This window comes from Streptomyces virginiae, from assembly GCF_040638905.1.
Lineage (GTDB): Bacteria > Actinomycetota > Actinomycetes > Streptomycetales > Streptomycetaceae > Streptomyces > Streptomyces virginiae_B.
Genome location: NZ_JBEZYV010000018.1, coordinates 31,392 through 55,700 on the forward strand (window position 1 = coordinate 31,392; position 24,309 = coordinate 55,700).

Annotated in this window: 23 protein-coding genes; 15 read left to right on the top strand and 8 right to left on the bottom strand. The window is 73.0% G+C overall.

Annotated features, from left to right (window positions below; translation table 11 throughout):
* Positions 1-26: 26 nt before the first annotated feature.
* Positions 27-1,292 carry a DUF4192 domain-containing protein gene (locus tag AB0F82_RS23420; protein ID WP_362630984.1) on the bottom strand — a complete coding sequence of 422 codons (1,266 nt, stop codon included), beginning with the start codon at positions 1,290-1,292 and terminating at the stop codon, positions 27-29.
* 95 nt (positions 1,293-1,387) lie between these two features.
* Positions 1,388-2,368, bottom strand: a complete 981-nt coding sequence (locus AB0F82_RS23425) for a superoxide dismutase (protein ID WP_362630986.1) — start codon at positions 2,366-2,368, stop codon at positions 1,388-1,390.
* Between the two features lie 448 nt (positions 2,369-2,816).
* On the opposite strand from AB0F82_RS23425, the gene AB0F82_RS23430 reads away from it, so the two are divergent.
* A complete protein-coding gene (locus AB0F82_RS23430) occupies positions 2,817-3,728 on the top strand; it encodes a nitroreductase/quinone reductase family protein (RefSeq protein ID WP_362630988.1) in 912 nt (303 codons plus the stop codon).
* 63 nt (positions 3,729-3,791) lie between these two features.
* On the opposite strand, the gene AB0F82_RS23435 is transcribed toward AB0F82_RS23430, so the two are convergent.
* Complete coding sequence (locus AB0F82_RS23435) at positions 3,792-4,967, bottom strand: acyl-CoA dehydrogenase family protein (RefSeq protein WP_362630990.1); 1,176 nt, start codon at positions 4,965-4,967, stop codon at positions 3,792-3,794.
* A gap of 460 nt (positions 4,968-5,427) precedes the next feature.
* Between AB0F82_RS23435 and AB0F82_RS23440 the strand changes: the two genes are divergently transcribed.
* From AB0F82_RS23440 to AB0F82_RS23460, 5 genes are all read left to right on the top strand, one after another.
* Positions 5,428-6,198 (top strand): AfsR/SARP family transcriptional regulator, encoded by a 771-nt coding sequence (locus AB0F82_RS23440; protein WP_356810432.1) that lies wholly within the window; start codon positions 5,428-5,430, stop codon positions 6,196-6,198.
* Positions 6,195-7,124: an MBL fold metallo-hydrolase gene (locus AB0F82_RS23445; protein ID WP_362630993.1), complete on the top strand. Its 930-nt coding sequence runs from the start codon at positions 6,195-6,197 to the stop codon at positions 7,122-7,124. The genes AB0F82_RS23440 and AB0F82_RS23445 overlap by 4 nt, the downstream gene beginning before the upstream one ends.
* Positions 7,125-7,288: 164 nt before the next feature.
* Positions 7,289-7,774, top strand: coding sequence for a nuclear transport factor 2 family protein (locus AB0F82_RS23450; protein WP_362630995.1), 486 nt, complete (start codon positions 7,289-7,291; stop codon positions 7,772-7,774).
* A 50-nt stretch (positions 7,775-7,824) separates the two neighbouring features.
* Positions 7,825-8,556 carry an SDR family NAD(P)-dependent oxidoreductase gene (locus tag AB0F82_RS23455; RefSeq protein WP_362630997.1) on the top strand — a complete coding sequence of 244 codons (732 nt, stop codon included), beginning with the start codon at positions 7,825-7,827 and terminating at the stop codon, positions 8,554-8,556.
* Between the two features lie 14 nt (positions 8,557-8,570).
* Entirely contained in the window at positions 8,571-9,605 is a 1,035-nt protein-coding gene (locus AB0F82_RS23460; RefSeq protein ID WP_362630999.1) for an LLM class flavin-dependent oxidoreductase, read from the top strand.
* A gap of 209 nt (positions 9,606-9,814) precedes the next feature.
* On the opposite strand, the gene AB0F82_RS23465 is transcribed toward AB0F82_RS23460, so the two are convergent.
* Together AB0F82_RS23465 and AB0F82_RS23470 are read right to left on the bottom strand one after the other, a co-directional pair.
* The gene (locus AB0F82_RS23465) at positions 9,815-11,038 is read right to left on the bottom strand and encodes a nucleotide disphospho-sugar-binding domain-containing protein (protein ID WP_356810437.1); all 1,224 of its coding nucleotides are present in this window, start codon (positions 11,036-11,038) and stop codon (positions 9,815-9,817) included.
* 33 nt (positions 11,039-11,071) lie between these two features.
* Positions 11,072-12,238, bottom strand: coding sequence for a serine hydrolase domain-containing protein (locus AB0F82_RS23470; RefSeq protein WP_362631002.1), 1,167 nt, complete (start codon positions 12,236-12,238; stop codon positions 11,072-11,074).
* Between the two features lie 286 nt (positions 12,239-12,524).
* On the opposite strand from AB0F82_RS23470, the gene AB0F82_RS23475 reads away from it, so the two are divergent.
* Genes AB0F82_RS23475 through AB0F82_RS23495 form a run of 5 tightly spaced genes read left to right on the top strand, consistent with a single transcriptional unit; the run spans position 12,525 to position 17,428 of the window.
* Positions 12,525-13,883: an NDP-hexose 2,3-dehydratase family protein gene (locus AB0F82_RS23475; protein WP_356810439.1), complete on the top strand. Its 1,359-nt coding sequence runs from the start codon at positions 12,525-12,527 to the stop codon at positions 13,881-13,883.
* Positions 13,880-15,004 (top strand): DegT/DnrJ/EryC1/StrS family aminotransferase, encoded by a 1,125-nt coding sequence (locus AB0F82_RS23480; RefSeq protein ID WP_362631004.1) that lies wholly within the window; start codon positions 13,880-13,882, stop codon positions 15,002-15,004. Before AB0F82_RS23475 ends, AB0F82_RS23480 begins: the two co-directional genes overlap by 4 nt.
* A gap of 56 nt (positions 15,005-15,060) precedes the next feature.
* Complete coding sequence (locus AB0F82_RS23485) at positions 15,061-15,813, top strand: class I SAM-dependent DNA methyltransferase (protein WP_362631007.1); 753 nt, start codon at positions 15,061-15,063, stop codon at positions 15,811-15,813.
* Entirely contained in the window at positions 15,810-16,424 is a 615-nt protein-coding gene (locus tag AB0F82_RS23490; RefSeq protein ID WP_362631009.1) for a dTDP-4-dehydrorhamnose 3,5-epimerase family protein, read from the top strand. The genes AB0F82_RS23485 and AB0F82_RS23490 overlap by 4 nt, the downstream gene beginning before the upstream one ends.
* Positions 16,421-17,428, top strand: coding sequence for an NAD-dependent epimerase/dehydratase family protein (locus AB0F82_RS23495; protein WP_362631011.1), 1,008 nt, complete (start codon positions 16,421-16,423; stop codon positions 17,426-17,428). Before AB0F82_RS23490 ends, AB0F82_RS23495 begins: the two co-directional genes overlap by 4 nt.
* A 79-nt stretch (positions 17,429-17,507) precedes the next feature.
* On the opposite strand, the gene AB0F82_RS23500 is transcribed toward AB0F82_RS23495, so the two are convergent.
* On the bottom strand, positions 17,508-18,644 hold the full coding sequence (locus AB0F82_RS23500; protein ID WP_362631013.1) for a glycosyltransferase: 1,137 nt from the start codon (positions 18,642-18,644) through the stop codon (positions 17,508-17,510).
* Positions 18,645-18,811: 167 nt separating this feature from the next.
* Here AB0F82_RS23500 and AB0F82_RS23505 point away from each other — a divergent pair, with 167 nt between their 5' ends.
* Genes AB0F82_RS23505 through AB0F82_RS23520 form a run of 4 tightly spaced genes read left to right on the top strand, consistent with a single transcriptional unit; the run spans position 18,812 to position 22,514 of the window.
* Positions 18,812-20,077, top strand: coding sequence for a beta-ketoacyl-[acyl-carrier-protein] synthase family protein (locus AB0F82_RS23505; RefSeq protein WP_356810445.1), 1,266 nt, complete (start codon positions 18,812-18,814; stop codon positions 20,075-20,077).
* Positions 20,074-21,285 (top strand): ketosynthase chain-length factor, encoded by a 1,212-nt coding sequence (locus AB0F82_RS23510; RefSeq protein ID WP_362631015.1) that lies wholly within the window; start codon positions 20,074-20,076, stop codon positions 21,283-21,285. Before AB0F82_RS23505 ends, AB0F82_RS23510 begins: the two co-directional genes overlap by 4 nt.
* Before the next feature lie 35 nt (positions 21,286-21,320).
* On the top strand, positions 21,321-21,578 hold the full coding sequence (locus tag AB0F82_RS23515; protein ID WP_362631017.1) for an acyl carrier protein: 258 nt from the start codon (positions 21,321-21,323) through the stop codon (positions 21,576-21,578).
* 3 nt (positions 21,579-21,581) lie between these two features.
* Positions 21,582-22,514 (top strand): aromatase/cyclase, encoded by a 933-nt coding sequence (locus AB0F82_RS23520; protein ID WP_362631019.1) that lies wholly within the window; start codon positions 21,582-21,584, stop codon positions 22,512-22,514.
* 100 nt (positions 22,515-22,614) lie between these two features.
* Here AB0F82_RS23520 and AB0F82_RS23525 read toward each other — a convergent pair whose 3' ends face one another.
* Together AB0F82_RS23525 and AB0F82_RS23530 are read right to left on the bottom strand one after the other, a co-directional pair.
* Positions 22,615-23,367: a TylF/MycF family methyltransferase gene (locus AB0F82_RS23525; RefSeq protein WP_356810449.1), complete on the bottom strand. Its 753-nt coding sequence runs from the start codon at positions 23,365-23,367 to the stop codon at positions 22,615-22,617.
* A 70-nt stretch (positions 23,368-23,437) separates the two neighbouring features.
* A complete protein-coding gene (locus AB0F82_RS23530; protein WP_362631022.1) occupies positions 23,438-24,265 on the bottom strand; it encodes an SDR family NAD(P)-dependent oxidoreductase in 828 nt (275 codons plus the stop codon).
* Positions 24,266-24,309 lie beyond the last annotated feature (44 nt).

The window sequence follows — 24,309 nt, forward strand, 5'->3', positions numbered from 1 at the left end:
ACCGCCGCAGGAGGGCCGGCGCGCGCTCACTGCCCGCTCCCCGCGGTGCGGCGGGATCCGCGGCGCGGGGCCGTCCTGCCCCTCCGTCCGGGCGGCCGGGTGACGGCGGAGGACCGGCTGCGCCTCGGTTCGCGGCGGCGCCGCTCCTCCCTCAGGCACTGGCGCAGCCCCTCGGGGTCGATCCCCTCGTTGCAGGCGTGGTGGAGCAGCTGGGCGAAGCGGTATTCGGCGTCCGCCCTCAGGGCGAGGCCGAGGGCGATCCGGGCGGTGGGCTCGTCACCGGTGGACCAGGAGACCCACCCGGCCAGGGTGAGGGGGGCCGCGGCATGCTCGCCGTAGGCGCCGACGCAGCGGCGGGCCAGGGCACGCCACAGACGCAGGGCGGGGGCCGCCTCCTCCCCTTCCATCCACTCGGCGGCGACGTCGCGGACCTCGCGGTCCTGGAGGCCGAGGATCAGTGAGGCGGCCTCGTCGTGGCCGAGCAGCGCGTCGTCCCAGTCGTCGCCCTGGGGGCCGCTTTCGGCGGGCGGGGCCTGGGTCATGCGCCGCATCAGCGTCTGTGCCAGCGTGATGGTCTCGGCGCCGACCTCCTCCCTGGTGGCGCCGTGGAGGATCCTCGGCACCAGGGCGGCGGCAGCACGGTCGAGGGCCCGCTCCGCCTCCTCGGCCACGGGCCCGCGCAGCGGTGCGAGCCTGCCCTCGATCTCGTCGAGGCAGCCGCGGACCTGGAGCCCGGCGAAGGTGGCTGCAGCGGCCATCACCGAGGTGCCGACCGCGGCCAGCGGGCTGCCCTCGGCCGGGCAGCACCGCTCGTCCGGGCAGACGTAGGACCAGAAGCGGCCGGCTGACAGGCACAGGGCTTCCAGCACCGGCACGTCCAGCCCGCCGCAGGCCAGCCGGACCCGCTGGGCGAACGGCCGCAGCCGGGTCATCACCCCCTGGCCCGTCTCCTCGCCGCGCGGCTCCTGGCACAGATAGACGACGATGCCGTCGGGCTTGGCGCCGCGCCGTTCGCTGCCCCGGATGAGGCAGTCGGCGACCTGTCGGGCAGTGTCCTCCCATTCGGCGGGCGTGGTGGGGATGCCGACGCGGAGGCGGCCGCCGAAGCGCCCGCCCTCGCCGTGCACGGCGACCATGACGAGCGAGTCGGACGGGTGGAAGCCGAGCATGTAGGGCAGCGCATCGGCCAGTTCGGCCGGGCTGCGCAGGGTGATCTGCGGTGCGTCGGCGGCTCCGGCCGGGCTGATGAAGGACCGGTCGGACGGGCGGCGGAATTCGTTGTTGTTCGTCATGTCACGAAGGTCCCGTGCATGATCCGATCCCGAAAGCCCTGTGGATAACTGTTGACGCCTCAACCACCGCGCGCGGGACACCCGGGGCGGCGCCGCTACAGCGGCAGGGTGAGCGCCACCGCGTTGTAGGGGAGGTCCGGCTCCGGGGGCTGCGGGAAGCGGGAGTTGGGCAGGTAGAGGCGGTTGCCGTGGACGGCCGCCGCGCAAGGGGCCTCGAAGCGCGCGTCGGTGACCGTACGGGCCAGGCGGGCGTTGTGGCCGGTCGGATCCAGGCGCATCACCGCGAGGTCGTTCATGCGGGGCGCGTACAGGGTCCGGCCGTGCACCAGGATGCCGTTGGTCGTGGGCAGCGTGACACCGCCCAGGTCGGTGCGGCGGGCGACGCCGGTGACCGGATCGACGCGGAACAGGCTGCCGCCGTGGGCGTGGATGTTGACCACCAGGAGCGCGGATCCGTCGGGGGTGGCCGCGATGCCCGTGGCGGTGAGCCCGTCCGCGGGGCCCTGCGTCCACTCGCCGCCGAGCTTCAAGGTCGTCACCGCGTCGCGCGCCGGGAGCTCCCCGCGCGGACCGAGCGGCAGGCGGAACAGCTGTCCGCTGAAGGAGTCCGTGAACCAGGCGGCGCGCGGTGTGAGCACCACGTGGTCGACGAAGGTGTCGGCGTTGCCGACCTCGTACGTCTCGATCACCTTCCCGGTGATTCCGTCCAGGACGGTGATGAGCCGTCCCCAGCCGCCCGCGACGAAGACCCGCTGCCGTTCGTCCACCTGGAGGCCGACCGCGTAGTACCCCTCTCCGAGGCCCGGGTTGATGACCTTTCCCCGGCCGGTGAGCAGGCACGCCCGGTAGACCGCGCCGCCGAGCAGCGAACCGAAGTAGGCGTAGGGCGCCGGGCCGATGCCGATGCCGGCCGGGTGGAAACCGTTCGGCAGGTTCAGAACGTCGGGCCGGCCCGTCCGGGCCGCCGACGGGCCGGTGCGTTCGGCGGCGACCGCCGTGCCGCCCCAGCGCGCGTCGCCGATCAGCGCTGCGGCGCCCGCCGCCGCGCCGATGCCGAGGAACCGTCGTCGTGCCATGGCCGAGCTGAGCATCGCGCCCCCCTGTGGTGTCGTCGTCGTGCGCGAGTGTGGTGCGGGCCGCCTGGATTCCGCTCGAATCCGGCCAGCGGGCGGCTAGGACCGCGTTGACAAGATCGCGGGGCGGTCGTTCTAATGAGGAACGTGGCGCGTGGCGCCGGCCAAAGAGAACTGGGCCGGCCGGTGACCGGGCGACCACCCGCACATCAGGGACCGTCGCATGCGTTCTCTTCTCACAGGCTCCGCCTGATCCAGGCGCCTCAGCGCGCCCGCACCGCCACTCGAACCGGCCGTGCCGTATCCCCCGCGTCCAGCCGTGTCGCCGTCCGTCCTCCCGCCCGCCGTCGCACGGCGTGCCGTACGGAACGACGTCCGCGCACGCGCCTTCTCCCTTCCCCTCATCGCCCCTCCCCCGCAGATCCCATCACCCGAGGAGTCCCACCCCGCCATGTCCTTCAACCAGTCCGTCATCGACGAGTTCCGCGCCAACCAGGGAAAGGTCGGCGGGTACTTCGAGGGCAGCGACCTGCTGCTGCTCACGGTCACCGGCGCCAAGTCGGGTGAGGAGCGGACCGTCCCGCTCGGGTACGTGCGCCACGACGAGCACCTCCTGGTCATCGGCTCCAACCTGGGCGGGCCGAAGCATCCCGACTGGTACCACAACGTGCTCGCCAACCCGCTGGTCCAGGTGGAGATCGGCGCCGAGTCCTTCGAGGCGGTCGCGGTGCCCGCCGAGGGCGAGCGCCGGGACCGGCTGTTCGCGCACGTCGTGGCGGCGGAGCCGGGCTACGGCGAGTACCAGGAGAACACCAGCCGCGTGCTGCCCGTGGTGGTGCTGGAGCGCAGCGACCCCGCACCCGGCGAGGGCCCGGCCGAGGTCCGGAGCCTGGCCGACAAGCTGGTCGAGGTGCACGTGTGGCTGCGCGGGCAGCTGCGGCACGTGAGCGCAGAGGTGGACGCCTACTTCGAGGCCGTGGCCGCGCACCAGGGCGAGGGGTCCGCACCGGCACCGGGCCTCGGGCTCCAGATCCGCCAGCACTGCCTGGCGTTCTGCCAGACGCTGGAGATCCACCACACCGGCGAGGACGCGCACATGTTCCCCGCCCTCGCGGCGCAGAACCCGCACCTGAAGGACGTCTTCGAGCGGCTGCGGACGGAGCACGTCACGGTGGCGCAGCTGCAGCACGAGCTGAGCGTCCTGCTGGCCGACATCAGCGGGGCGGACCCGGAGCGGTTCCGCAAGGAACTGGCCCGCATGTCGCAGGAGCTGAACGCCCACCTCGACTACGAGGAGGAGTCGCTGCTGCCCCTGCTCTCCGAGATCCCCTTCCCGCCCGGCCCGCCCGCCGCCGCCGCCTGACCACGGGTGCCCCGGCGGGGCTGCCGGCCCGCCGGGGCACAGGAACAGCGGGGGGCGCCGCGGCTACGGCTCGGACGGGCCGGCGGGCAGCGCCTGCGCGGCGTACGCACTCGCGTTGGGCCCGAACTGGAGCACGATGTGGCCGGCGGCGGAGTGCACGTCCCGCCACAGCCGCTGCAGCGGCGAGCTCTCGCTGTGCCCGGCCGTCCCGGAGGCCCGGAACAGCCGGTCCACGGCTCCGACCAGCAAGTCGGCCGCCAGCGCACAGTCCCGCTGGGCCCGCGCCGTCTCCAGCGCGGTGATCTCCCGGCCGGAGTCGGCCACGGCCGCGATGCGCTCCAGCAGCAGGCGGGCGGCGTCGATTTCGCCGCCCGCCCGGGCGAGGGTCTCCTCGTAGAAGGCGCGGCCGGGCCCGGGCACTCCCGGGCGCTCGGCGCGCAGCCGGTCCTGCGCGTACGCCGACCAGTGCGCGAGGGCGCCCTCGGCCGCGCCGAGCATCGGCAGGCAGAAGAACAGCCCGTTCACGGCGGCGAGCGGTACGCCCGGCACGGCTGCGCCGGCCCCGCCGCTGACGCCGCCGTCGGCGGAGGGGCGGCCGGCCATCAGGTCGTCGACCGGGAAGGACATCTCCCCGGGCACGTGGAGGTCGTCGACGGTGAGCGTGTGGCTGCCGGTGGCCCGCATGCCGATGTCGGACCAGGTCCGCTCCACGGCGTAGGCCGAGCGCGGTACGGCGAAGATCCGCCGCTCGGCCGGGGCGTCCGGGGTCTTGGCCAGGCCCAGCACGAGCGCCCAGTCGGAGTGCTCGACGGCGCTGACGTACGGCCAGGTCCCGGTCAACTGCCAGCCGCCGTCCGCCGGCAGGGCCCGGCCACGCGGCGAGACCGAGCCGGCGACCAGGACGTCCGGGCCGTCCTGCCAGATGCGCTTGCGGCCCTCCTCGGGCAGGAATCCGGCCATCCGGGAGAGGCTGAGCGCGATGGAGGCGCACCAGGCGGTGGCCGGACAGGACGCCCCGATCGCGGTGACCGCGTCGGCGAGGGCGCCGAAGCCACCGCCACTTCCCCCGTGGGCGACGGGCACGAAGTGGCGGGCGAAGCCGGCGTCGAGCAGCGCCCGCACGACGTCCGGGTCCAACGAACGGGCGGCCTCGGCGGCTTCGGCACGACCGGCCGCGAGGGCGCCCACTTCCCGGGCGGTGAGGGCCGGTTCGGGCGCTGACTGTGTCTGCTGGGGCATGGGCCGGCTCTCCTTGCGGTCGGTGCGAGGAGACAACGTCGGCCGACCCGATCGGGCACCACTACAGGTCCCCTAGGGCACCGCTACAGCCGCGCTCGAGCCGCCGACCCCGCGTGGGACATATGTCACAGCGCGCGGTGACCGGCCGACGGCGTGGGCGGAGGGCGGGCATGGAGACCGGTCGGTACGGACTGCGAAGGTGCCCGATCACCGCCCCCGCGCGCTTTATCACGACGGCGCGGAAGATGTGAATCCGGCGTGGTCAAAGACCGATCCGGAACCTCTCCGACCGCTCACACTTTACTTGATCTTGGGTTGTCGAAGTCGTAGCCTGGCGAGACGTCGGGCCGGCTCCCCACGCATGGCCCGATCTTGCCATCGGGGGTTTTACAGAATGTCAGAAGATTCCTCTCGACCGTCCGAGTCGCTACCGTTCGCGGAAATCAGCGTTCTTGGATCATTGAGCGTCGAATTCAACGGACAGTCCATCGTGCCGACCGCGGGAAAACCGCGGCAACTGCTCGCGCTCCTCGCCCTGCGCTGCGGCCGGGTCGTACAGGTGCCGACCCTGATGGAGGAGGTGTGGGGTGAGGACATCCCCCGCAGCGGGATGACCACCCTGCAAACCTACGTCCTCCACCTGCGCAGACTCATCGTGGAAGCCCTGCCCGAGGGCTCCGAGCGCACCCCGAAGGATCTGCTGGCCACCCGGTTCAACGGCTACCAGCTCTCCGTCAAGCCGAAGTCGTTCGACCTGATCGAATTTGAGTCACTGGCCGGATCCGGAGACAACGCGCTGGAGCGCGGAGACGCCGAGGCCGCCTCGAAATACCTCCACCAGGCGTTGGAATTGTGGCGCGGTCCGGCATTGATGGACGTACCCGTGGGCCGCGTGCTTGCCATGGAACTCATGGGCCTCAACGAAGTAAGAATGCGTGTTCTGGAACAGCGAATTCTCGCCGATCTTTGGCTCGGTAAGAGCGCAAGTCTCGTTCCGGAACTGCGCAAGCTGGTGGAACAACATCCGCTGCACGAGAAGCTGGCTGCCTGTCTGATGATCGCCCACCAGCGGTCGGGGTCGGGCTGGCGCGCCCTCGAGGTCTTCCGCGACCTGAGGAAGGCCTTGATCAACGAGCTCGGCGTCGAGCCGTCCGGCCGCCTCCAGAGCCTCCACCAGGAGCTGCTGTCGAACGCCACTGACCTGTCGCTGCGCGATTACGTCCTGACGTGAGCGCGGACAGGGCAGGGGTGCTGGGCGAGGTCGCCGACGGGGTGTTCGCCTACGTCCAGCCGGACGGCAGCTGGTGCGTGAACAACGCCGGGCTGATCGTCTCCGAGGGCCGGGCCGTCCTGGTCGACACCGCGGCCACCGAGGCGCGCGCCCGCAGCCTGCGGGCGGCGGTCGTGGCGCAGGGGCGGCCGATCCCGTACGCCGTGGTCAACACCCACTCGCACGGTGACCACACCTTCGGCAACTTCGTGTTCCCGGAGGCAGTCGTGCACGCGCACCACGAGACGCGTCGGGAGATGGCCGCGGCCGGCCTGCACCTGACCGGACTGTGGCCCCAGGTGGAGTGGGGGGCACTTCAGGTGGTGCTCCCCGAGGTCACCTATCGGGACGAACTCACCCTGCATGTGGGAGCGGTGACGGCCCGATTGATCCACCTGGAAGTGGCCCACAGCACGAACGACACCGCCGTGTGGGTTCCCGAGCGGAGGGTGCTGTTCACTGGGGACGTGGTGATGTCGGGGGTGACGCCGTTCCTGCCGATGGGCTCGGTGGCCGGTTCGCTGCGGGCCGTCGCGCGGATGCGGGCGCTCGCCCCCGCGGTGGTGGTGGCCGGGCACGGCGTCGTCGGCGGCATCGAGGTGCTCGACACCACGGAGGCCTACCTGCGGTGGCTGCAGGAACTGGCCCGCCAGGGCGTGTCCGCGGGGCTGACGGCGCCGGAGGTGGCCCGGGAGGCCGACCTCGGGCCCTTCGCCGGCCTGCTCGATCCGGAGCGGATCGTGCCCAATCTGTACCGGGCGTTCGCCGAGGAACGGGGCCGGGCCCACGGCGGGGCACTGGACATGTCGGCCGTCATCACCGAAATGGACACCATGTTCGAGGAGATGGCCGCCTACCGGGGGGCTCCGCCCGTCTGCCACGCCTGACGCGACCCGACGACCGCGGTCGCGGTCGCCGTACGCGGCTTGACGGCGTTTCAAGCGGGCCTTGAGGAACGGCTCGCAGGATCGGCGACGCTCGCGGGCGCCCGGCGCACAGCACCTGTGCCCGGGCGCCCGCTCCGTCATACCCGAGCCGTCTGGAGTACCCGATGACGTCCGCCGCCAGCCGCTTCGCCGACCTCTACGCCGCGGTGGGGCAGCACTACGCCCGCCAGGTCCAGTTTCTCGACGGCGGGAGGTTCGAGGAGTACGCCGGCACCTTCACGGAGGACGGCGAGTTCCAGCACACCCCCGGGGTCACCCCGGCCCGCACCCCGGCCGGCATCGTCGCCGAACTGCACGCCTTCCACGAGCGGTTCGCCGACGACCCGGTACAGCGCCGGCACTGGTTCAACATGATCGACCTCAGCCCGCGCGAGGACGGCGACTTCGACGCCGTGTTCTACGCGCTGGTGCTCACCGTCCGGCCCGGAGTCAAGGAACCGCAGGTCGGCCCCAGTTGCCTGGTCCGCGACGTACTGGAGATCACGGACGGGTCGGTGCGCAACCGCTCCCGCCGCGTCGAGCACGACCAGCACGTCCAGCACGACCAGCACGTCCCGGACACCCGGCCCGCCCGGCCCGCGGCCCGTTGAGCAGCCGCTCCGCGCCCACCGGCCCCCCTCCGAAGGGAGAACCCCCCGCCATGTCCCGCAAGCCCGTCGCCCTGGTGACCGGATCCTCGTCCGGGATCGGCGCCGCCGTCGCCCGCAGACTCTCCGACGAGGGGATGGCGGTGGTGGTCAACGCGGCCAGGAGCGCCGACGCGGGCCGCCGGCTCGCCGAGTCCCTGCCCGACGCACGGTTCGTCCAGGCGGACATCTCCGACGAGGAGCAGGTACGGCGGTTGCTGAACGAGGTGGCCGGGGAGTACGGGGCCCTCGACGTGCTCGTCAACAACGCCGGTGTCACCCGGGGCATCCCCCACCAGGATCTCGAGGCGGCCACCGGGGAGGTGTGGCGCACCATCCTCGGTGTCAACGTCGTCGGCACCTGGCAGACGACGGTGGCCGCGATGCCGCTGCTGCGCGCCTCGGGCGCCGGCCACGTCGTCAACATCTCCTCCGTCGCCGGGGTCCGGCCGGCCGGCAGTTCCATCCCCTACGCGGTCAGCAAGGCCGCCGTCAACCACATGACCCGGCTGCTGGCGGCCGCCGTCGGCCCCGAGGTGCGGGTCAACGCCATCGCTCCCGGGCTCGTCGACACCCCGTGGACGGAGACCTTCACCGAGATCCGCGAGCGGGTGCGCGAGGCCGTGCCGCTGCGCCGCACCGGCACCCCGGAGGACATCGCCGAGCTGGTGGTGGGCCTGTACCGGGCCGCCTACACCACCGGCGAGGTGGTGCTCGCCGACGGCGGCGCCCACCTGCTGATCTGAGAGGACGACAGACCGTGAAGCTTGGCGTGAACCTGAGTTACCAGGGCGCCGCGGAGCTGGCCGTGGCGGCCGAACGGCTCGGCTACGACGTGGCGCTGGCCCCCGAGGGCTACCGCTCGGACGCCGCCAGCGTGCTCGGGCTCGTCGCGGGGCGGACCGAGCGGATCGCGCTCGGCTCCGCCGTGATGCAGATCCCCGCCCGCAGCCCGGCGCTGGCCGCGCTGACCGCCGCGACCCTGCAGTCGCTCTCGGGCGGCCGGTTCCGGCTGGGGCTGGGAGTGTCCAACCCCGATGTCTCCGAGGGCTGGTACGGGGTCCCCTTCGCGGAACCCCTGGTCCGGACCCGGGAGTACGTGGAGATCGTACGGCGGGCCCTGACGGGCGAGCCGGTCCGCTACGAGGGCCGGCACTACCGGCTGCCCCCCTCCGGCTCCGGTGCGGCCCCGCTGCACGTGATCACCGAGCCGGCGGGTACGCCCGTACCGGTGTACCTGGGGGCGGTCGGTCCGGGGAACCTGGCGCTGGCCGGCGAGATCGCCGACGGCTGGATCGGGGTGTTCGCCGCTCCCGAGCAGGTCGCCGAGTCGGTCGCGCACATCGAGGCGGGCCGGGCGCGGGCCGGGAAGCCGATGGAGGGCTTCGACGTGATGCCCTGCCTGGCGACCGCGATCGGCGAGGACACCGACGGCTGCGTCGACCTGCTGCGGGCCCACTACGCCTACCTGATGGGCATCGGGGCGCCGGAGCGGAACTTCTACATCGCGCTCGCCACGCGGCTCGGCTTCGGGGCGGGGGCCGCCGAGGTGGGCCGGCTGGCGGGCGAGGGCGACCGGGCGGGGGCCGCGGCGGCGGTGCCGGCCGGGTTCGTGGAGCTGACCGCGCTGACCGGGCCGGTGGACCGGGTGGCGGAGCGGATGCGGCAGTACGCGGAAGCGGGCGTCACCACGCTCGGCATCATGATCTCCTCGATGGCCGGCAGCACGCAGGAGCGGATCGCGGTCCTGGAGCGGGCGATGGCCGCGCTCGACCGGTCCGGTGTGCGCGGCTGACGCCACGGCCGGCGCCCTCGCGCGGCAACGGAAAACGCGGGCGGGGCACCTGAGGAGGTGCCCCGCCCGCGGGCGTTCGCGCGTGTACCGGAGCCCGGACCGCCGGGACCGGGGCCCGGGCTCCGTGCCATGCGGCGCAAACCCGGCCTGATCGGCGAGACACCCCCTCAGGGCTGTCCCGTCATCCCCGGCGGGCGCACGAGGACGGCTCAGGCAGCCACTCCTGCGGTGATGCGGTCGATCAGCTCGGCGGGGGACGGCTGTCCGGCCATCTCGTGGCGCACCTGTCCGGCCGCGTGCCGGAAGGACTCCTCCGTGAGGAGCCGCGCGGCGGCCGCGGCGATGCGGGCGGCGTCCGCCGTCGCCGGTGCCACGGCCAGGCCCACCCCGCGGTCCGTCACCCGGCGGGCGCACAGCTCGTTGTCCGCGCCGCTGGGGACCAGCAGTTGCGGTACCCCGTAGTGCAGGGCGGCCGCGGTGGTGCCCGATCCTCCGTGGTGGACCACGAGCGCGCAGTCGCGCAGGATCCCGGAGAGCGGTACGAAGCCGGCCGGGACGAGGTTGGCGGGCAGTGGGCCCAGCGTGCTCAGGTCGGTCTCGTCGTCGGCGAGGACCACTTCCGCGTCCAGGGCGGCGAGGGCGTCGATCAGCAGCCGCAGGGCGTCGGTGCCGCCCGGCAGCAGGGGCGCGACGGTACCGAGGGTGAGGCAGATGCGGGGCCTGGCGGCCTTGCGCAGCGCCCAGTCGGGCAGGACGGCGCCGCCGTTGTACGGCACGTAGCGCATCGGCAGCCACGGCACGCCGTCGTACGGGTCGGCCTCCTCGTGCTCCAGGCCGCCCAGGCTGGGGGCGCGCGGGTCGATCCGGCCGAGGAGGTCCGGTTCGCGTTCGCCGAGGCCGAGTTCCTCGCGCAGCCGCAGTACGACGGGGTTGTCGTCGGGGACGACACCGAAGCGGGCATTGGTTCGGGCGGCCTCGCGCACGCCCGGGTCGCGCATCGACCAGGAGACCCGGTTGCCGACTTCCAGTGCGGGCACGCCGAGGGCGACGGCGGCCAGTTTGCCGGCCTGGTGGTCGGAGCAGTAGACGACGAGGTCCGCGCCGAAGTCGCGGCCGGCGTCGACCGTGCCCCGGGTCATCGCGAGGGTGAACAGCTCGAACGGGCGCATGGCGCGGGCGAGTTCCCAGTACCCCTCGGGCAGGCCGGGACCGTCCTCGCAGCCGGGTGCGTCGGGGCCGGCGACGAGGTCCTCGCCGACGTCGCGGAGGGGGAACACGTCGACCACCGGCGCCCCGGCCCAGGCGGCCGCCTTGGCCATGTGGGCGGTGGTGGCGATCAGGATTTCGTGGCCCGCCGCGCGTGCCGCCCAGACGAGCGGTACGAGGGGCAGCATCAGCCCGTATCCCGGTGCGGCCGGGAACAGGATCCGCATGAGGACTCCTTCAGATTCGGACGGTGCGGTGGTTCACAGAATTCGGTCGACGCTGCGGAATACGGCCTCGACAAGCCTGCGGATCCTGCCGTCCATGCTTCCCATCACCGCGGAGCCCATATTCGGGACGTATCCGAATGCCAGCTCGCGCTCGGGGTCGGCGAAAGTGAAGACGCCGTTCGCCCCGCTCAGCCCGAAGGAATTCTTCAGTCCGGCGTCGGCGGGGAATACGGCGCTGTCCGCCAGCTGCACCCCCAGCCCCCAGGTGAGCGGGGTCAGCATGACCTCGCAGGTGCCGCTGGAGTGCGGGCGGGCCAGTTCGGCGGTGAGGCCGGGGCCGATGAGGCGGATGCCGTCGACCTCGCCGACCAGCGCGGCGAAGAGCCGGGCCAGGGCGTGGGCGCTGGCGAGGCCGCCGTACGAGGGGTCCTCGACGGCCGGGTCGGCCGGATCCTGGGACATGCTGCCGATGGTCGCCCGGTAGGTGAGCGTGGTGGGTTCGCGCAGCTCGACGACCTCGCCGGGGTCGGCGCCGGCCATCAGGGCCTCCGCCTTGGACTCCAGCATGGTGGCGAGGTGGGCGCCCGAGCCGGCGGGCAGCCCGATGTACGCGTCGAGGCCCAGGGGTCCTGCCAGGTGGCGGGCGAAGTAGCGGCCCACGGTCAGGCCGGTGCGGCGGCGCACGAGTTCGCTCAGCAGGTGCCCGTAGGTGGTGGCGTGGTAGCCGTGCGCGGTGTCCGGCTCCCACTCGGGGCGGGCCGCTGCCAGTGCCTCGGCGACCGGAGTGTGGGCGCGCAGGGCCGCCAGCGAGAGCGGGGCGTGGTCGAGGCAGACCACCCCGGAGCGGTGGGAGAGGATCATGCGGGGGGTGATGGCCCCCTTGCCGTTGGCGGCGAACTCCGGCCAGTGCGCGGCGACCGGTTCGTCGAGGTCGAGGCCCTGTTCCTGCCACAGGTGCAGGAAGGCCGCGGTGACCAGCGCCTTGGTCGGGGAGGCGAGGACGCCCACCGTGGCGGCCCGCCAGGGGTCGGCGCGGTCGGGGTCGGACCAGCCGGCCCACAGGTCCACCACCGGACGGCCCCGGTGGTAGACGCAGACGGCCGCGCCCACCTCCTCGCCCGCGGCGAAGTTCTCCTCGAAGGCGCGCGCGACGTCGGCGAACGCGTCCTCGGCCAGCCCTGCCTGGGGATATTGCTGCACAGTCTTCCGTCCTTCGCGAGGGAGGTTCGGCCGCTTCGCCCGGGTGGCCCCCGGGGCGGCTTTCGGTCGGCTCCGACCTGTGATGATCCGACCGCCGCTCGGGCCCCGCTCGAATACCGGTCATGTCCCGCTCGCAAGGGAATACAGAAGCCCCGGCAGGGTGACCGGAAGGGAAATCGTCTGGCAGGATCGGCGCCATGCGATTCCACTCAAAGGCTGTTCTCCTCGGAAAGCAGGCATTTCTCTGGGGGAATGGGATGGAATTTTCCGCACGGAAGGTGGCCGCGTGTTCTCCGGCATAGCTGAATTCCAGGACTGGTACGCGGGGCGGCGCCGTGCCCACGGCTACCGGGTGGATCGGATCCCGCTCGACGCCCTCGACGGCTGGCGTACCGACCCCGACTCCGGCAACCTCGTGCACCGCACCGGGCGGTTCTTCACCGTCGAGGGGCTGGACGTGGCGGACTCCGGCCGGGAGGTGGGTGCCTGGCAGCAGCCGATCATCGTCCAGCCGGAGCAGGGCGTCCTGGGCATCCTGGTCAAGGAGTTCGCGGGCGTCCCGCACTTCCTGCTCCAGGTCAAGATGGAGCCCGGCAACGTCAACGGCCTCCAGCTCTCGCCGACCGTGCAGGCGACCCGGTCCAACTTCACCGGTGCGCACGGCGGCAGGTCGGTCCCCTACCTGGAGTACTTCACGGCGCCGCGCTCGGGACGGGTCCTGTCGGACGTCCTGCAGTCGGAGCAGGCGTCCTGGTTCCTGGCCAAGCGCAACCGCAACATGATCGTGCAGGTCGACGGGGACGTCCCCGTGCTGGAGGACTTCTGCTGGCTGGACTTCGAGCAGATCGCCCTGCTGCTGCGCGAGCCGAACCTGGTCAACATGGACACCCGTACGGTCCTGGCCGGTGCCGCCTCGTGGCGGGACCGCGACGCCGACCTGGTCGCGGACACCTTCCGGGGCGCGCTGGCCCGCTCCTGGGCCCCCGGCAACGTGGCCCTGCACGACACCACCCACCTGCTGAGCTGGTTCACCGAGGCCAAGAACCGCTGCACGCTGACCCGGCAGCTGATCCCGCTCACCAAGGTCGAGGGGTGGAGCCGGCGCGACGGTGCCCTGGTCCACGACCGGGACCAGCACTTCGCCGTCATCGGGGTGTCCGTCGAAACCGACAGCCGGGAGGTGGCGCGCTGGCACCAGCCCATGTTCGAACCGCGCAGCCAGGGCGTCATCGCCTTCCTCGTCCGCCGTATCGGGGGCGTGCTGCACGTCCTGATGCAGGCCCGGACCGAGACGGGCGGCTTCGACGGCGTGGAGATGGCCCCGACCGTGCAGTGCCAGCCCGACAGTTACCGCGGCCTGCCCGAGGAGCGCCGGCCGCGGTTCCTCTCGGAGGTGCTGGAGGCTCCACCGGAGCGGATCCGCTTCGACCGGGTCCATTCGGAGGAGGGCGGCCGCTTCTACCACGCGCAGAACCGCTACCTGCTGGTCGAGGTCGCGGACGGCTTCCCGCTGCAGGTGCCCGACGACTACGCCTGGATCACCCTGCGCCAGCTCACCGACTTCGTGCGCTACGGCAACCACCTGAACGTCGAGGCCCGGAGCCTGCTGACGTTCGCGGGCTTCTACAAGGAGGACGACGAGTGACCACCCATGTCTGGGACTACCTTCCGGAGTACGAGGCGGAGCGGGAGGACATCCTCGACGCCGTACAGCAGGTCTTCGCCAGCGGCCGGCTGGTGCTGGGCGAGAGCGTGCGCGGGTTCGAGGCCGAGTTCGCCGCCCGCCACGGCCTGCCGTACTGCGTCGGCGTCGACAACGGCACCAACGCGGTCCAGCTGGCGCTGGAGGCCCTCGGCGTGGGCCGCGGAGACGAGGTCGTCACCGTCTCGAACACCGCCGCCCCGACCGTCGTCGCCATCGACGCGGCGGGCGCCGTCCCGGTCTTCGTCGACGTCCGCGCCGAGGACCACCTGATGGACACCGACCAGGTGGCCGCCGCGATCACCCCGCGCACCAAGGCGCTGCTGCCGGTGCACCTGTACGGACAGTGCGTGGACATGGATCCGCTCCGGCGCCTGGCCGACGAGCACGGACTGGCGATCGTGGAGGACTGCGCGCAGGCCCACGGCGCCCGGCACCACGGGGCGCCGGCCGGGACCATGGGCGACGCCGCGGCGTTCTCCTTCTACCCGACCAAGGTGCTGGGGGCGTACGGCGACGGCGGGGCCGTCCTGACCGGCTCCGCCGACACCGACCGCGCGCTGCGCCGGCTGCGGTACTACGGCATGGAGGAGGTGTACTACGTCGAGCGGACGCCCGGCCACAACAGCCGGCTCGACGAGGTCCAGGCCGAGATCCTGCGCCGCAAGCTGACCCGGCTCGACGCCTACGTGGCAGGCCGGCGCCGGGTGGCGCGCCGCTACGCCGAGGGGCTCGCCGGGCTGTGCGGGCCGGGCGGGCTGACCCTGCCGGCCACGGCCGCGGGCAACGAGCACGTGTACTACGTGTACGTGGTGCGCCACCCGCGCCGCGACGAGATCATCAGCGCCCTCAAGGAGCGCTACGACATCTCCCTCAACATCAGCTATCCGTGGCCGGTCCACACCATGCGCGGCTTCGCCCACCTCGGTGTGGAGGCCGGCTCGCTGCCGGTCACCGAGCGGCTGGCCGGGGAGATCTTCTCGCTGCCCATGTACCCGTCGCTGCCCGAGGCCGTGCAGGACAAGGTCATCGAGGCGCTCCACGAGGTCCTGCGGACGCTCTAGGCCGACTCTTTCGGATCTTGCCGCCGCCCCAACCGCCCGATCGAAAGGCCCACACCATGCTTACCAGCACGGACACGCTCATCTACCGCCGCGCCGACGTCTACCACGACTTCTACCACGGCCGCGGCAAGGACTACCGGGCCGAGGCGGCCGTGGTGCGCGAACTCGTCGAGCAGCGCGCCTCGGTGTCCCCGGCCGACGGTTCGCTTCTGGACGTCGCCTGCGGCACCGGCTCCCACCTGGCCGAGCACACCGGCTTCTTCGGCCACGTCGCCGGGGTGGACCTGTCCGCCGAGATGCTCGCCGTCGCCGCCCGCAACAACCCCGGGACCGCGCTGACGGAGGGCGACATGCGCGACTTCCGACTCGGCCGCACCTTCTCCGCCGTCACCTGCATGTTCAGTTCGGTCGGGTACCTGGAGACCGCCGCCGACCTGGACGCGGCCGTCGCGAACCTGGCCGGGCACCTCGAGCCCGGCGGCGTCCTCGTCGTCGAACCCTGGTGGTGCCCGGAGAGCTTCCTGCCCGGCTGGGTCGGCGCCGACGTGGTCCGCTCCGGGGAGCGGACCATCTCCCGGGTCTCCCACACCGTCCGCGCCGGACGGACCAGCCGGATGGAGGTGCACTACACCGTCGCGGACCCCCGCACCGGCATCGAGCACTTCACCGACACGCACGTCATGAGCCTGTTCGAGCGCACGGAGTACCGGGACGCGTTCCTGCGGGCCGGGCTGGAGCCCACGTACGTGCGGCACGAGCTCTACGGCCCGGGGCTGTTCGTCGCCACCCGCCTCGGCGGTGCCGCGTGAAGGTCCGCGAGCTGGCGGTCGAGGGTGCGTACGCCTTCGAACCCGAGGTCTTCCACGACGAGCGCGGCTCGTTCCGCTCGCCGCACCAGGAGGCCGCCTTCGGAGCCGCACTGGGCGGCCCGCTCTTCCCCGTCGCCCAGGTCAGCACCAGCCGGTCGCGGCGCGGGGTGGTGCGCGGGGTGCACTACACGGCCACGCCCGGGTCCATGGCCAAGTACGTGCTATGCACCGGCGGCCGTGCCCTGGACGTGGTGGTCGACCTCCGGCTCGGTTCGCCCACCTTCGGGCGCAGCGAGCGGGTGGAGCTCTCCCCGGAGGCGGGCACCGCGCTCTACCTGCCGCTGGGTGTGGGGCACCTGTTCGCCGCGCTGGAGGAGGACACCGTGATGGTGTACCTGCTGTCGGCGGCCTACCGGGCGGACAAGGAGCGGGCCGTGCACCCGCTGGACCCCGCGCTGGGCCTGGAGCTGCCCGGCGGGCACGATCCGGTGCTGTCCGAGCGCGACCGGGCGGCGCCGACCCTGGCCGCTGCCCGCGAGGCCGGGCTGCTGCCGTCGTACGCCGACTGCGTGCCGGCCGGCGGCGGCGCCCGCGGTGGAGGCGGGCGGTGAGCGCGCCGCGGCAGGTCGTGGTGCTCGGGGCGTCCGGCTTCCTCGGCTCGGCCGTGGTCCGGGAGCTGGCCGCCGACCGCACCGTGCGGGTGCGCGCGGTCTCCCGGCGGCCGGTCGTGCTCCCGGAGCGGCTCGCCGGGCGGGTGGAGGTGCTGACCGGCGACCTCACCGAGCGGGACGTCCTGGCCCGGGCAGTGGCCGGCGCCGACGCCGTACTGCCCTTCACGGCCCGGATCCGCGGAGCGTCGGGGTGGCGGCTGTCCGAGGACGACAAGGAGGCGGAGCGGGTCAACGTCGGCCTGGTCCGGGACCTGGTGGCGCTGCTCGCCGAACGGCCCCCCGGCCCCGGGGGCCCGCCCGCGGTCGTGTTCCCGGCCAGCAACACCCAGGTGGGGCGGGTCAACGCCGAGCGCATCGACGGCTCCGAACCGGACCGCCCCGAGGGGGTGTACGACCGGCAGAAGCACGCCGCCGAGTCCCTGCTGAAGCAGGCCGCGGCCCGCGGCCTGGCCCGGGCCGTCAGTCTCAGGCTGCCGCCCGTCTTCGGCCCGGGCTCCCCGACGGCCGACGACCGCGGGGTGGTGTCCACCATGATCCGGCGGGCACTGGCCGGGGAGCCGCTGACGATGTGGCACGACGGCACGGTCCGCCGCGACCTGTTGTACGTGGAGGACGCCGCCCGGGCGTTCACGGCGGCCCTGGTGCACGCGGAGTCGCTGTCCGGCCGCCACTTCCTGATCGGTACCGGCCGGGCGCGGCCGCTCGGCGAGATGTTCGGGGCGGTGGCGGGCGCCGTGTCGCGCCACACGGGGGCCGAGCCGGTGCCGGTGGTGTCGGTGGAGCCGCCCCCGCACGCGGACCCGACCGACTTCCGCAGCCTGGAGGTCGACCCTTCGGCCTTCACGGCCGCCACGGGCTGGCGGGCACGCACCGCGCTGTACGAGGCCCTGGACCGGACGGTCGGCGCCGTGGCCCGCGAGGCCGGGGCGGCGTCCCGGCCCTGACACGGGCGCCGCAGCACGGGAGAGCACACGACGGCCCCGCCCGGTCCGGGCGGGGCCGTCGTCGTGCGCGCGGGGCGGGTCATGCCCGCAGCGACTCCAGTACGGAGACCACCCGGGCCGGAGCCGGCTGCGCGGCGATCTCCGCGCCGATCTCCGCAGCCCGCTCGCGGGGGCCGGAGCCCGCCAGCAGGGCGGCCGCCGCGCCGGCGATCCGGGCGCCGGACTGCTCGCCGTCGGCCAGCACCACGGCCGCGCCACGCGCCTCGATGCGGCGGCACGGCTCCAGCATCTTCGGGATCGTGGGCACCAGCAGCTGCGGCACGCCCGCGTGCAGGGCGGTCATGGCGGTCTGTCCGCCGCCGTGGTGGACGATGAGGTCGCACGTGGCCAGCAGGGTGTCCAGGGCGAACCAGCCGGCCCGGACCCCTGGCACCGCGGCGGTCAGCGCGTCCGCCACGTCCTGCGGGGCGGCGACGACCAGCTCCCCGTCGAGGCCCTCCACCGTCCGGGCGAGTTCGACCAGTTCGGCCACCCCATCCGGCCCGGCGACCCGGCTGCCCGCGGTGACGCACACCCGGGGCCGGTCCGGCCTGCGCAGCATCCACGGCTCCAGCGGCCGGCGCAGGTTGGCGGGGACGAACCGCATCGACTGCCGGGGGCCGACGGCCAGGTCCGCGGCGCGCAGCCCCGGCGGGCAGATGTCCACCCAGAGCCGCGGCACGGGCAGTCCGTCCAGCCCGGCCCCGCCGAGTTCGGCGGACAGCTCGGCGGCGGCCCCGGCATCCATCCCGGGCGGCTCGCCGAGGTCCCAGGTGTGCCGCACCCACGGGACGCGGAGCTCGTGGGCGAGCAGCGCCGCCGCGTAGCAGAGCGATCCGCCGACCACGAGGTCCGGGCTCCAGTCGGCGGCCAGGGTGCGCAGCCGGGGCAGACAGGCGGCGGCCAGCCGTCCGAACCCCTCCCCGTTGAAGCGGATCCGCTCCTGCGGGTCGCCGGGGATGGACAGTTCGCGCCCGGCGCGGTCCTCGAACATGAACCGGCGCATGGTCCCGTCGGTGACGGGCAGGACGGGCAGCCCGGTGCCCGTGACGTACGGGGCCATGTCCTCGGGGGACGCGACGAGGACGTCATGGCCGGCGAGACGGGCCGCCGAGGCGAGCGGGGCGAGGGCGAAGACGGTCGCCGGACTCCCCCCGGTGATAAAGAGGATCTTCATCGCACGGACGGTGCACCGCGGCACTAGAGAACCACTGGACCCCCGTCCGTCCTGAGCGCACATCGAGCGCCTCTTGAGCCGAGGTTGACCGCCTCCGCCTACCAAGGGACCCGGCCGGGTTTCTCCCGGTCCTACCGAGTCACCTCTTCGAGAAGGAAACCGATTCGATGTCCCGTCGTGTCGTGATAACCGGTATGGGGGTGCGCGCACCGGGAGGAAGCGGCACGGAGGAGTTCTGGTCCCTGCTGGCCGCGGGTCGTACCGCGACCCGCCGGATCACCTTCTTCGACCCCACCCCTTTCCGCTCCCAGCTCGCGGGCGAGTGCGACTTCGACGCGGGGGCCGAAGGGCTCACCCCGCGGGAGGTCCGCAGAATGGACCGGGCGACGCAGTTCGCCGTGGTCTGCGCCCGCGACGCGGTGTCGGACAGCCGCCTCGACTTCGGGGCGCTCGACCCGTCCCGGGTCGGCGTGAGCCTCGGCAGCGCCGTCGCCGCCGCGACCAGCCTGGAGCGCGAGTACCTGGTGCTGTCCGACGCCGGACGGCAGTGGGAGGTCGATCCCGGCTACCTGTCGCCGCACATGTACGACTACCTGACTCCGGGGAAACTGCCCGCCGAGGTCGCGTGGACGGTGGGTGCGGAGGGCCCGGTGGCCCTGGTGTCCAACGGCTGCACCTCCGGGCTGGACGCCGTCGGCAACGCCGTCCAGCTGATCGCGGACGGCACCGCCGACGTCATGCTCGCCGGAGCGGCCGACACCCCGGTGACCCCGGTCGTGGTGGCCAGCTTCGACGCCATCAAGGCCACCACCAACCGCAACGACGACCCCGCACACGCCTCCCGCCCCTTCGACGCCTCCCGCAACGGCTTCGTCCTGGCCGAGGGCGCGGCCGTCTTCGTCCTGGAGGAGCTGGAGCGGGCGCGGGCGCGCGGCGCGACGGTCTACGCCGAGGTCAGCGGGTATGCCACCCGCCTCAACGCCTACCACATGACCGGTCTGAAGACGGACGGCCGGGAGATGGCCGAGGCCATCAGGGTCGCGCTGGACCAGTCCCGGCTGAACGCCGACGCGATCGACTACGTCAACGCCCACGGCTCGGGCACGGTGCAGAACGACCGGCACGAGACGGCCGCGTTCAAACGCGCTCTGGGCGACCACGCCTACCGCACCCCGATCAGCTCGATCAAGTCCATGGTGGGCCACTCGCTGGGGGCCATCGGCTCCGTGGAGATCGCGGCGTGCGCGCTCGCCATGAAGCACAACGTGGTGCCGCCCACCGCCAACCTCTACCGGTCCGACCCGGAGTGCGACCTCGACTACGTGCCGCTGACCGCCCGCGAGCAGCGCGTGGACACCGTGCTGACCGTGGGCAGCGGGTTCGGCGGTTTCCAGAGCGCGATGCTGCTGCGGCGGCCGGAAGGAGTGTCATGACGACCACAGTGTTCACGGGGCTGGGTGTCGTCGCCCCCAACGGACCGGACGCCGAGGAGTTCTGGTCCGCGACCCTGGAGGGCCGCAGCGGCATCGCCGACATCACCGCGTTCGACGCTTCCGGATATCCGGCCGGGCGGGCCGGCGAGGTGCGGGGCTTCGACCCGGCGGCACACCTGCCGAACCGGCTGCTGCCCCAGACCGACCGGTCCACCCGGTTCGCGTTGACCGCTGCGGAGCTGGCCCTGGCCGACGGCGGCGTGGACCCTGGGGCGCTCGTCGACTACGACATGGGTGTGATCACCGCCAACGCGTTCGGCGGCTTCGAGTTCACCCACCGCGAGTTCGCGAAGCTGTGGTCCAAGGGGCCGCAGTTCGTCAGCGTGTACGAGTCCTTCGCCTGGTTCTACGCCGTCAACACCGGCCAGATCTCCATCCGCCACCAGCTGCGCGGCCCGGGCAAGGCGCTCGTCGCCGAGCAGGCCGGCGGGCTGGACGCGCTCGGTCATGCCCGGAGGGCGCTGCGCCGCGGCGAGGCGAAGCTGGTCGTCACCGGCGGCGCGGACTCGGCGCTGGACCCGTGGGGCTGGGCCGCGCAGTGGTCGGGGGGCCGGGTGGCCGCTTCCGGGGAGTACCGGCCGTTCGCCCGGACGGCGAGCGGGCACGTGCCCGGGGAGGGCGCCGCGATCCTGGTCCTGGAGGACGCGGAAGCGGCCCGCCGGCGCGGCGTGTCCCGCGTGTACGGCGAACTCGCCGGACAGGCCTCCACCTTCGACCCGCCGCCCGGCTCGCCGAGGCCTCCGGCCCTGCGCCGCGCCGTCGAGCTCGCACTGGCCGAGGCCGGGGCCGCCCCGGCCGAAGTGGACGTGGTCTTCGCGGACTCGGCGGGCCTGCCCGCGCTGGACCGGGGCGAGGCCGAGGCCCTGCGCGAGGTGTTCGGCGCCCACGGCGTCCCGGTGACCGCGCCCAAGGCGCTGACCGGGCGGCTGCAGTCCGCGGGCGGACCGCTGGACGTGGTGGCCGCGCTGCTGTCGCTGCGCGACGGGGTGATCCCGCCGACCGCGAACACCGACGACGTACCGGAGGAGTACGGCATCGACCTGGTCCGCAAGGCTCCCCGCGAGGCACGGCTGTCCACGGCCCTCGTCCTCGCCCGGGGTACGGGCGGCTTCAACTCGGCCGCTGTCCTGCGGACGTACGACCACTGAGGCAACGAGCAGTAACGATGAAGGAGATTTCAACGATGAGCGACCCGACCACCACCACGATGACCCTGGACGACCTGCGCCGGATCCTGTCGGACTCCGCCGGCAGCGAGGGCGGCCAGCTCGACGGAGACATCCTCGACACCGCCTTCACGGAGCTGGGCTACGACTCGCTGGCACTGCTGGAGACCTCGGCCGTCATCCAGCGCGAGTACGGCGTGGAGATCCCGGACAAGGTCGCCACCCCGCGCGAGCTGCTGGACGCCGTCAACGGCTCCCTCCCCGCGGCGGGCTGAGGCATGCGTCGGCACACCCGGCACGCCCTGACCTCCACCGCCCCGCCGCAGGCGCTGTACGACCTCGCCACCGACGTCGGCCGGTGGCCGGCCGTGTTCGCGCCCAGCGTCGCCGCGCACTATCTGGAGCGCGGCGAGCTCTCCGAGCGGTTCCGGCTGTGGGCCACGGTGGGGGGCGAGGTCAAGACGTGGGTATCGCGCCGCACCCTGGACCCGCTGAACCTGCGGATCCGCTTCGATCAGGAGGAGAGCGCTCCGCCCATCGCCTCCATGGGGGGCGAATGGATCTTCGAGGTGCGTGAGGACGGCGGTACGGACATCGTGCTGCTGCACGACTTCACGGCGGTCGGCGACGACCCCGACACCGTGGACTGGATCAACGCCGCGCTGGACCGCAACAGCCCGCTGGAACTGGCGGCCCTGGCCCGGATCGCCGAGCTCGGCGCGGACGCGGGCGACCTGGTGTTCTCCTTCTCCGACACCGTCGCCCTGGACTGCACCGCGCAGGAGGCCTACGCGTTCGTGCACCGCGCGGACCTGTGGCCCGAGCGGCTGCCCCACGTGGGCCGGGTGGAGCTCACCGAGGACGCCGCCGGGGTGCAGGAGATGGAGATGGACACCGTCACCGCCGACGGGGCGGCGCACACCACCCGCTCGGTGCGCGTCTGCCGGCCCGGGGAGCGGATCGCCTACAAGCAGCTGGTGCCGCCGCGGCTGCTGCTCGGACACAGCGGTGTATGGGAGTTCACCGACTCCGGGACCGGGGCGGGCGCCCGGGTCACGGCCGAGCACACGGTGGTGATCGACCCCGCCGCCGTGGAAGAGGTCCTCGGTGCGGGGGCCACGGTGGCCGACGCCCGCCGGCACCTGCGCGAGGTGCTCGGCAGGAACAGCCGTACGACGCTGGAGCTGGCGGACCGCACCGCCGCCGCCTGACCGTCCGAGGCGCCACCGGCACACGCCATCGGCCTCCGGGATCCTGGGAGATCCTGGAGGCCGATGGCGTGTGCGGACGGTCGGGCGGTCGGCGGGCGGCTCAGGCGGAGCGGCGCCAGAAGACGCTGTACTCGTCGATGGCCTCGATCTCGTCCGTGATGCCGTGCTTCTCCCGGAACTCGTCCACCGCCTTGCGGCAGGCCGGGATGAAGTAGTCGTCGATCACGACGAAGCCGCCGGTGGAGAGTTTCGGGTAGAGGTTGTCGAGCGCGTCGAGGGTGGACTCGTACAGGTCGCCGTCCAGGCGCAGCACCGCGAGGCGCTCGACGGGAGCGGTCGGCAGTGTGTCCTTGAACCAGCCCGGAAGGAACCGGACCTGGTCGTCGAGGAGTCCGTAGCGGCCGAAGTTCTCCCGCACGGTGTCGGCGGTGACGCCGAGCACGCCGTTGCAGCGGTGCAGGGCCATCTCCCGGTCCATGGGGTGGCCGTCCTCGCCGGTGTCCGGGATGCCCTCGAAGGAGTCGGCGAGCCAGACGTTCCGGTCGGTTATCCCGTGGGCCTTGAGGTACCCGCGGGCGAAGATGCAGACGCCGCCGCGCCATACACCGGTCTCGATGAAGTCCCCGGGCACGCCGTCGGCGACGACCCGGTCGAGGAGGGTGCGGATGTTGCGGACGCGCTTGAGGCCCACCATGGTGTGCGCGACGCTCGGCCAGTCGGTGCCGGTCTCCCGGTTCTCGGGGCGGAACTCCCGCTCGGGGAACCACTCGTTGGGGATCGGGGCGTCCTCGTAAACGAGGTTGGTGACGACCTTTTCCAGCAGGTCCAAGTACAGCTCGGCCGTGTTCTCCATGAGGAGGGCATGTCCTTTCGGGTCTTCGGGCGGCGCGTGCGCGCCGGGACTGCGGCGGGGCGGCGGCCGGTCAGTAGTTGCCCAGGCCGCCGCAGACGTTGAGGGCCTGCGCGGTGACGGAGGCGGCGCCCGGGCCGACGAGGTAGTCGACCATCGCGCCGACCTCCTCGGGGAGCACGTACCGGCCCACCGGCACGCGAGCGCTGACGCGGGCGTGGGCCTCGTCGACGGTGACGTCCCACAGGCCGGCGTACGTCTCTCGCACCCGGGCGGCCATCGGCGTCTCGACGAAGCCGGGGCAGACGGCGTTGACGGTGACCCCGGTCCGGGCCAGTTCCAGGCCGAGGGACTTGGAGAAGCCGACGACTCCGTGCTTGGAGGCCGAGTAGGGGGCGCCGTGCAGGACGCCCTGCTTGCCGCCGGTGGAGGCGATGTTGATGATCCGGCCCCAGCCCTGCTCCAGCATGCCGCCGTGGTTGAGGACGTCCTTCGTCATCAGGAACACGCTGTTCAGGTTGGTGTTGATGACGTCGAGCCAGAGCTCGTCGGGGACCTCGCGGGTCACGCCGCCGCCGGAGCGGCCGGCGTTGTTGACGAGGATCCCCACCGGACCGAAGCGCTCGGTGGCGGCCCGGACGAAGGCGGTGATGTCCTCGCGGGAGGTCACGTCCAGGCTCCGGCCGTCCACGTCCAGTCCCTCGGACCGCAGTGCGGCGACGGTGTGCTCGACACGGTCGGCGGTGCGGGCGCCCAGGAAGACACGGTGGCCGGCGCGGGCCAGCCGGGTGGCGATCTCCAGGCCGATACCGCTGGTGGCTCCGGTGACGAGGGCGGTGCGTGCGTCTGCGTGGGCAGGGGCGTCGGCGTGGGCGTTGGCGTTGGCGTTGGCGTTGGCCATGTTTCCTCCGCGAAGGGTCGGCTGGGAGGCGTCACGCTCGCAGC

What these genes read in the sequence shown, in the direction of transcription:
- AB0F82_RS23515 (WP_362631017.1), top strand. Translation starts at nt 21,321, where the DNA reads ATGAGCGACCCGACCACCACCACGATGACCCTGGACGACCTGCGCCGG.
- AB0F82_RS23500 (WP_362631013.1), bottom strand. Translation starts at nt 18,644, where the DNA reads ATGAAGATCCTCTTTATCACCGGGGGGAGTCCGGCGACCGTCTTCGCC.
- AB0F82_RS23520 (WP_362631019.1), top strand. Translation starts at nt 21,582, where the DNA reads ATGCGTCGGCACACCCGGCACGCCCTGACCTCCACCGCCCCGCCGCAG.
- AB0F82_RS23465 (WP_356810437.1), bottom strand. Translation starts at nt 11,038, where the DNA reads ATGCGGATCCTGTTCCCGGCCGCACCGGGATACGGGCTGATGCTGCCC.
- AB0F82_RS23510 (WP_362631015.1), top strand. Translation starts at nt 20,074, where the DNA reads ATGACGACCACAGTGTTCACGGGGCTGGGTGTCGTCGCCCCCAACGGA.
- AB0F82_RS23525 (WP_356810449.1), bottom strand. Translation starts at nt 23,367, where the DNA reads ATGGAGAACACGGCCGAGCTGTACTTGGACCTGCTGGAAAAGGTCGTC.
- AB0F82_RS23425 (WP_362630986.1), bottom strand. Translation starts at nt 2,368, where the DNA reads ATGGCACGACGACGGTTCCTCGGCATCGGCGCGGCGGCGGGCGCCGCA.
- AB0F82_RS23420 (WP_362630984.1), bottom strand. Translation starts at nt 1,292, where the DNA reads ATGACGAACAACAACGAATTCCGCCGCCCGTCCGACCGGTCCTTCATC.
- AB0F82_RS23435 (WP_362630990.1), bottom strand. Translation starts at nt 4,967, where the DNA reads ATGCCCCAGCAGACACAGTCAGCGCCCGAACCGGCCCTCACCGCCCGG.
- AB0F82_RS23455 (WP_362630997.1), top strand. Translation starts at nt 7,825, where the DNA reads ATGTCCCGCAAGCCCGTCGCCCTGGTGACCGGATCCTCGTCCGGGATC.
- AB0F82_RS23430 (WP_362630988.1), top strand. Translation starts at nt 2,817, where the DNA reads ATGTCCTTCAACCAGTCCGTCATCGACGAGTTCCGCGCCAACCAGGGA.
- AB0F82_RS23530 (WP_362631022.1), bottom strand. Translation starts at nt 24,265, where the DNA reads ATGGCCAACGCCAACGCCAACGCCAACGCCCACGCCGACGCCCCTGCC.
- AB0F82_RS23450 (WP_362630995.1), top strand. Translation starts at nt 7,289, where the DNA reads ATGACGTCCGCCGCCAGCCGCTTCGCCGACCTCTACGCCGCGGTGGGG.
- AB0F82_RS23505 (WP_356810445.1), top strand. Translation starts at nt 18,812, where the DNA reads ATGTCCCGTCGTGTCGTGATAACCGGTATGGGGGTGCGCGCACCGGGA.
- AB0F82_RS23485 (WP_362631007.1), top strand. Translation starts at nt 15,061, where the DNA reads ATGCTTACCAGCACGGACACGCTCATCTACCGCCGCGCCGACGTCTAC.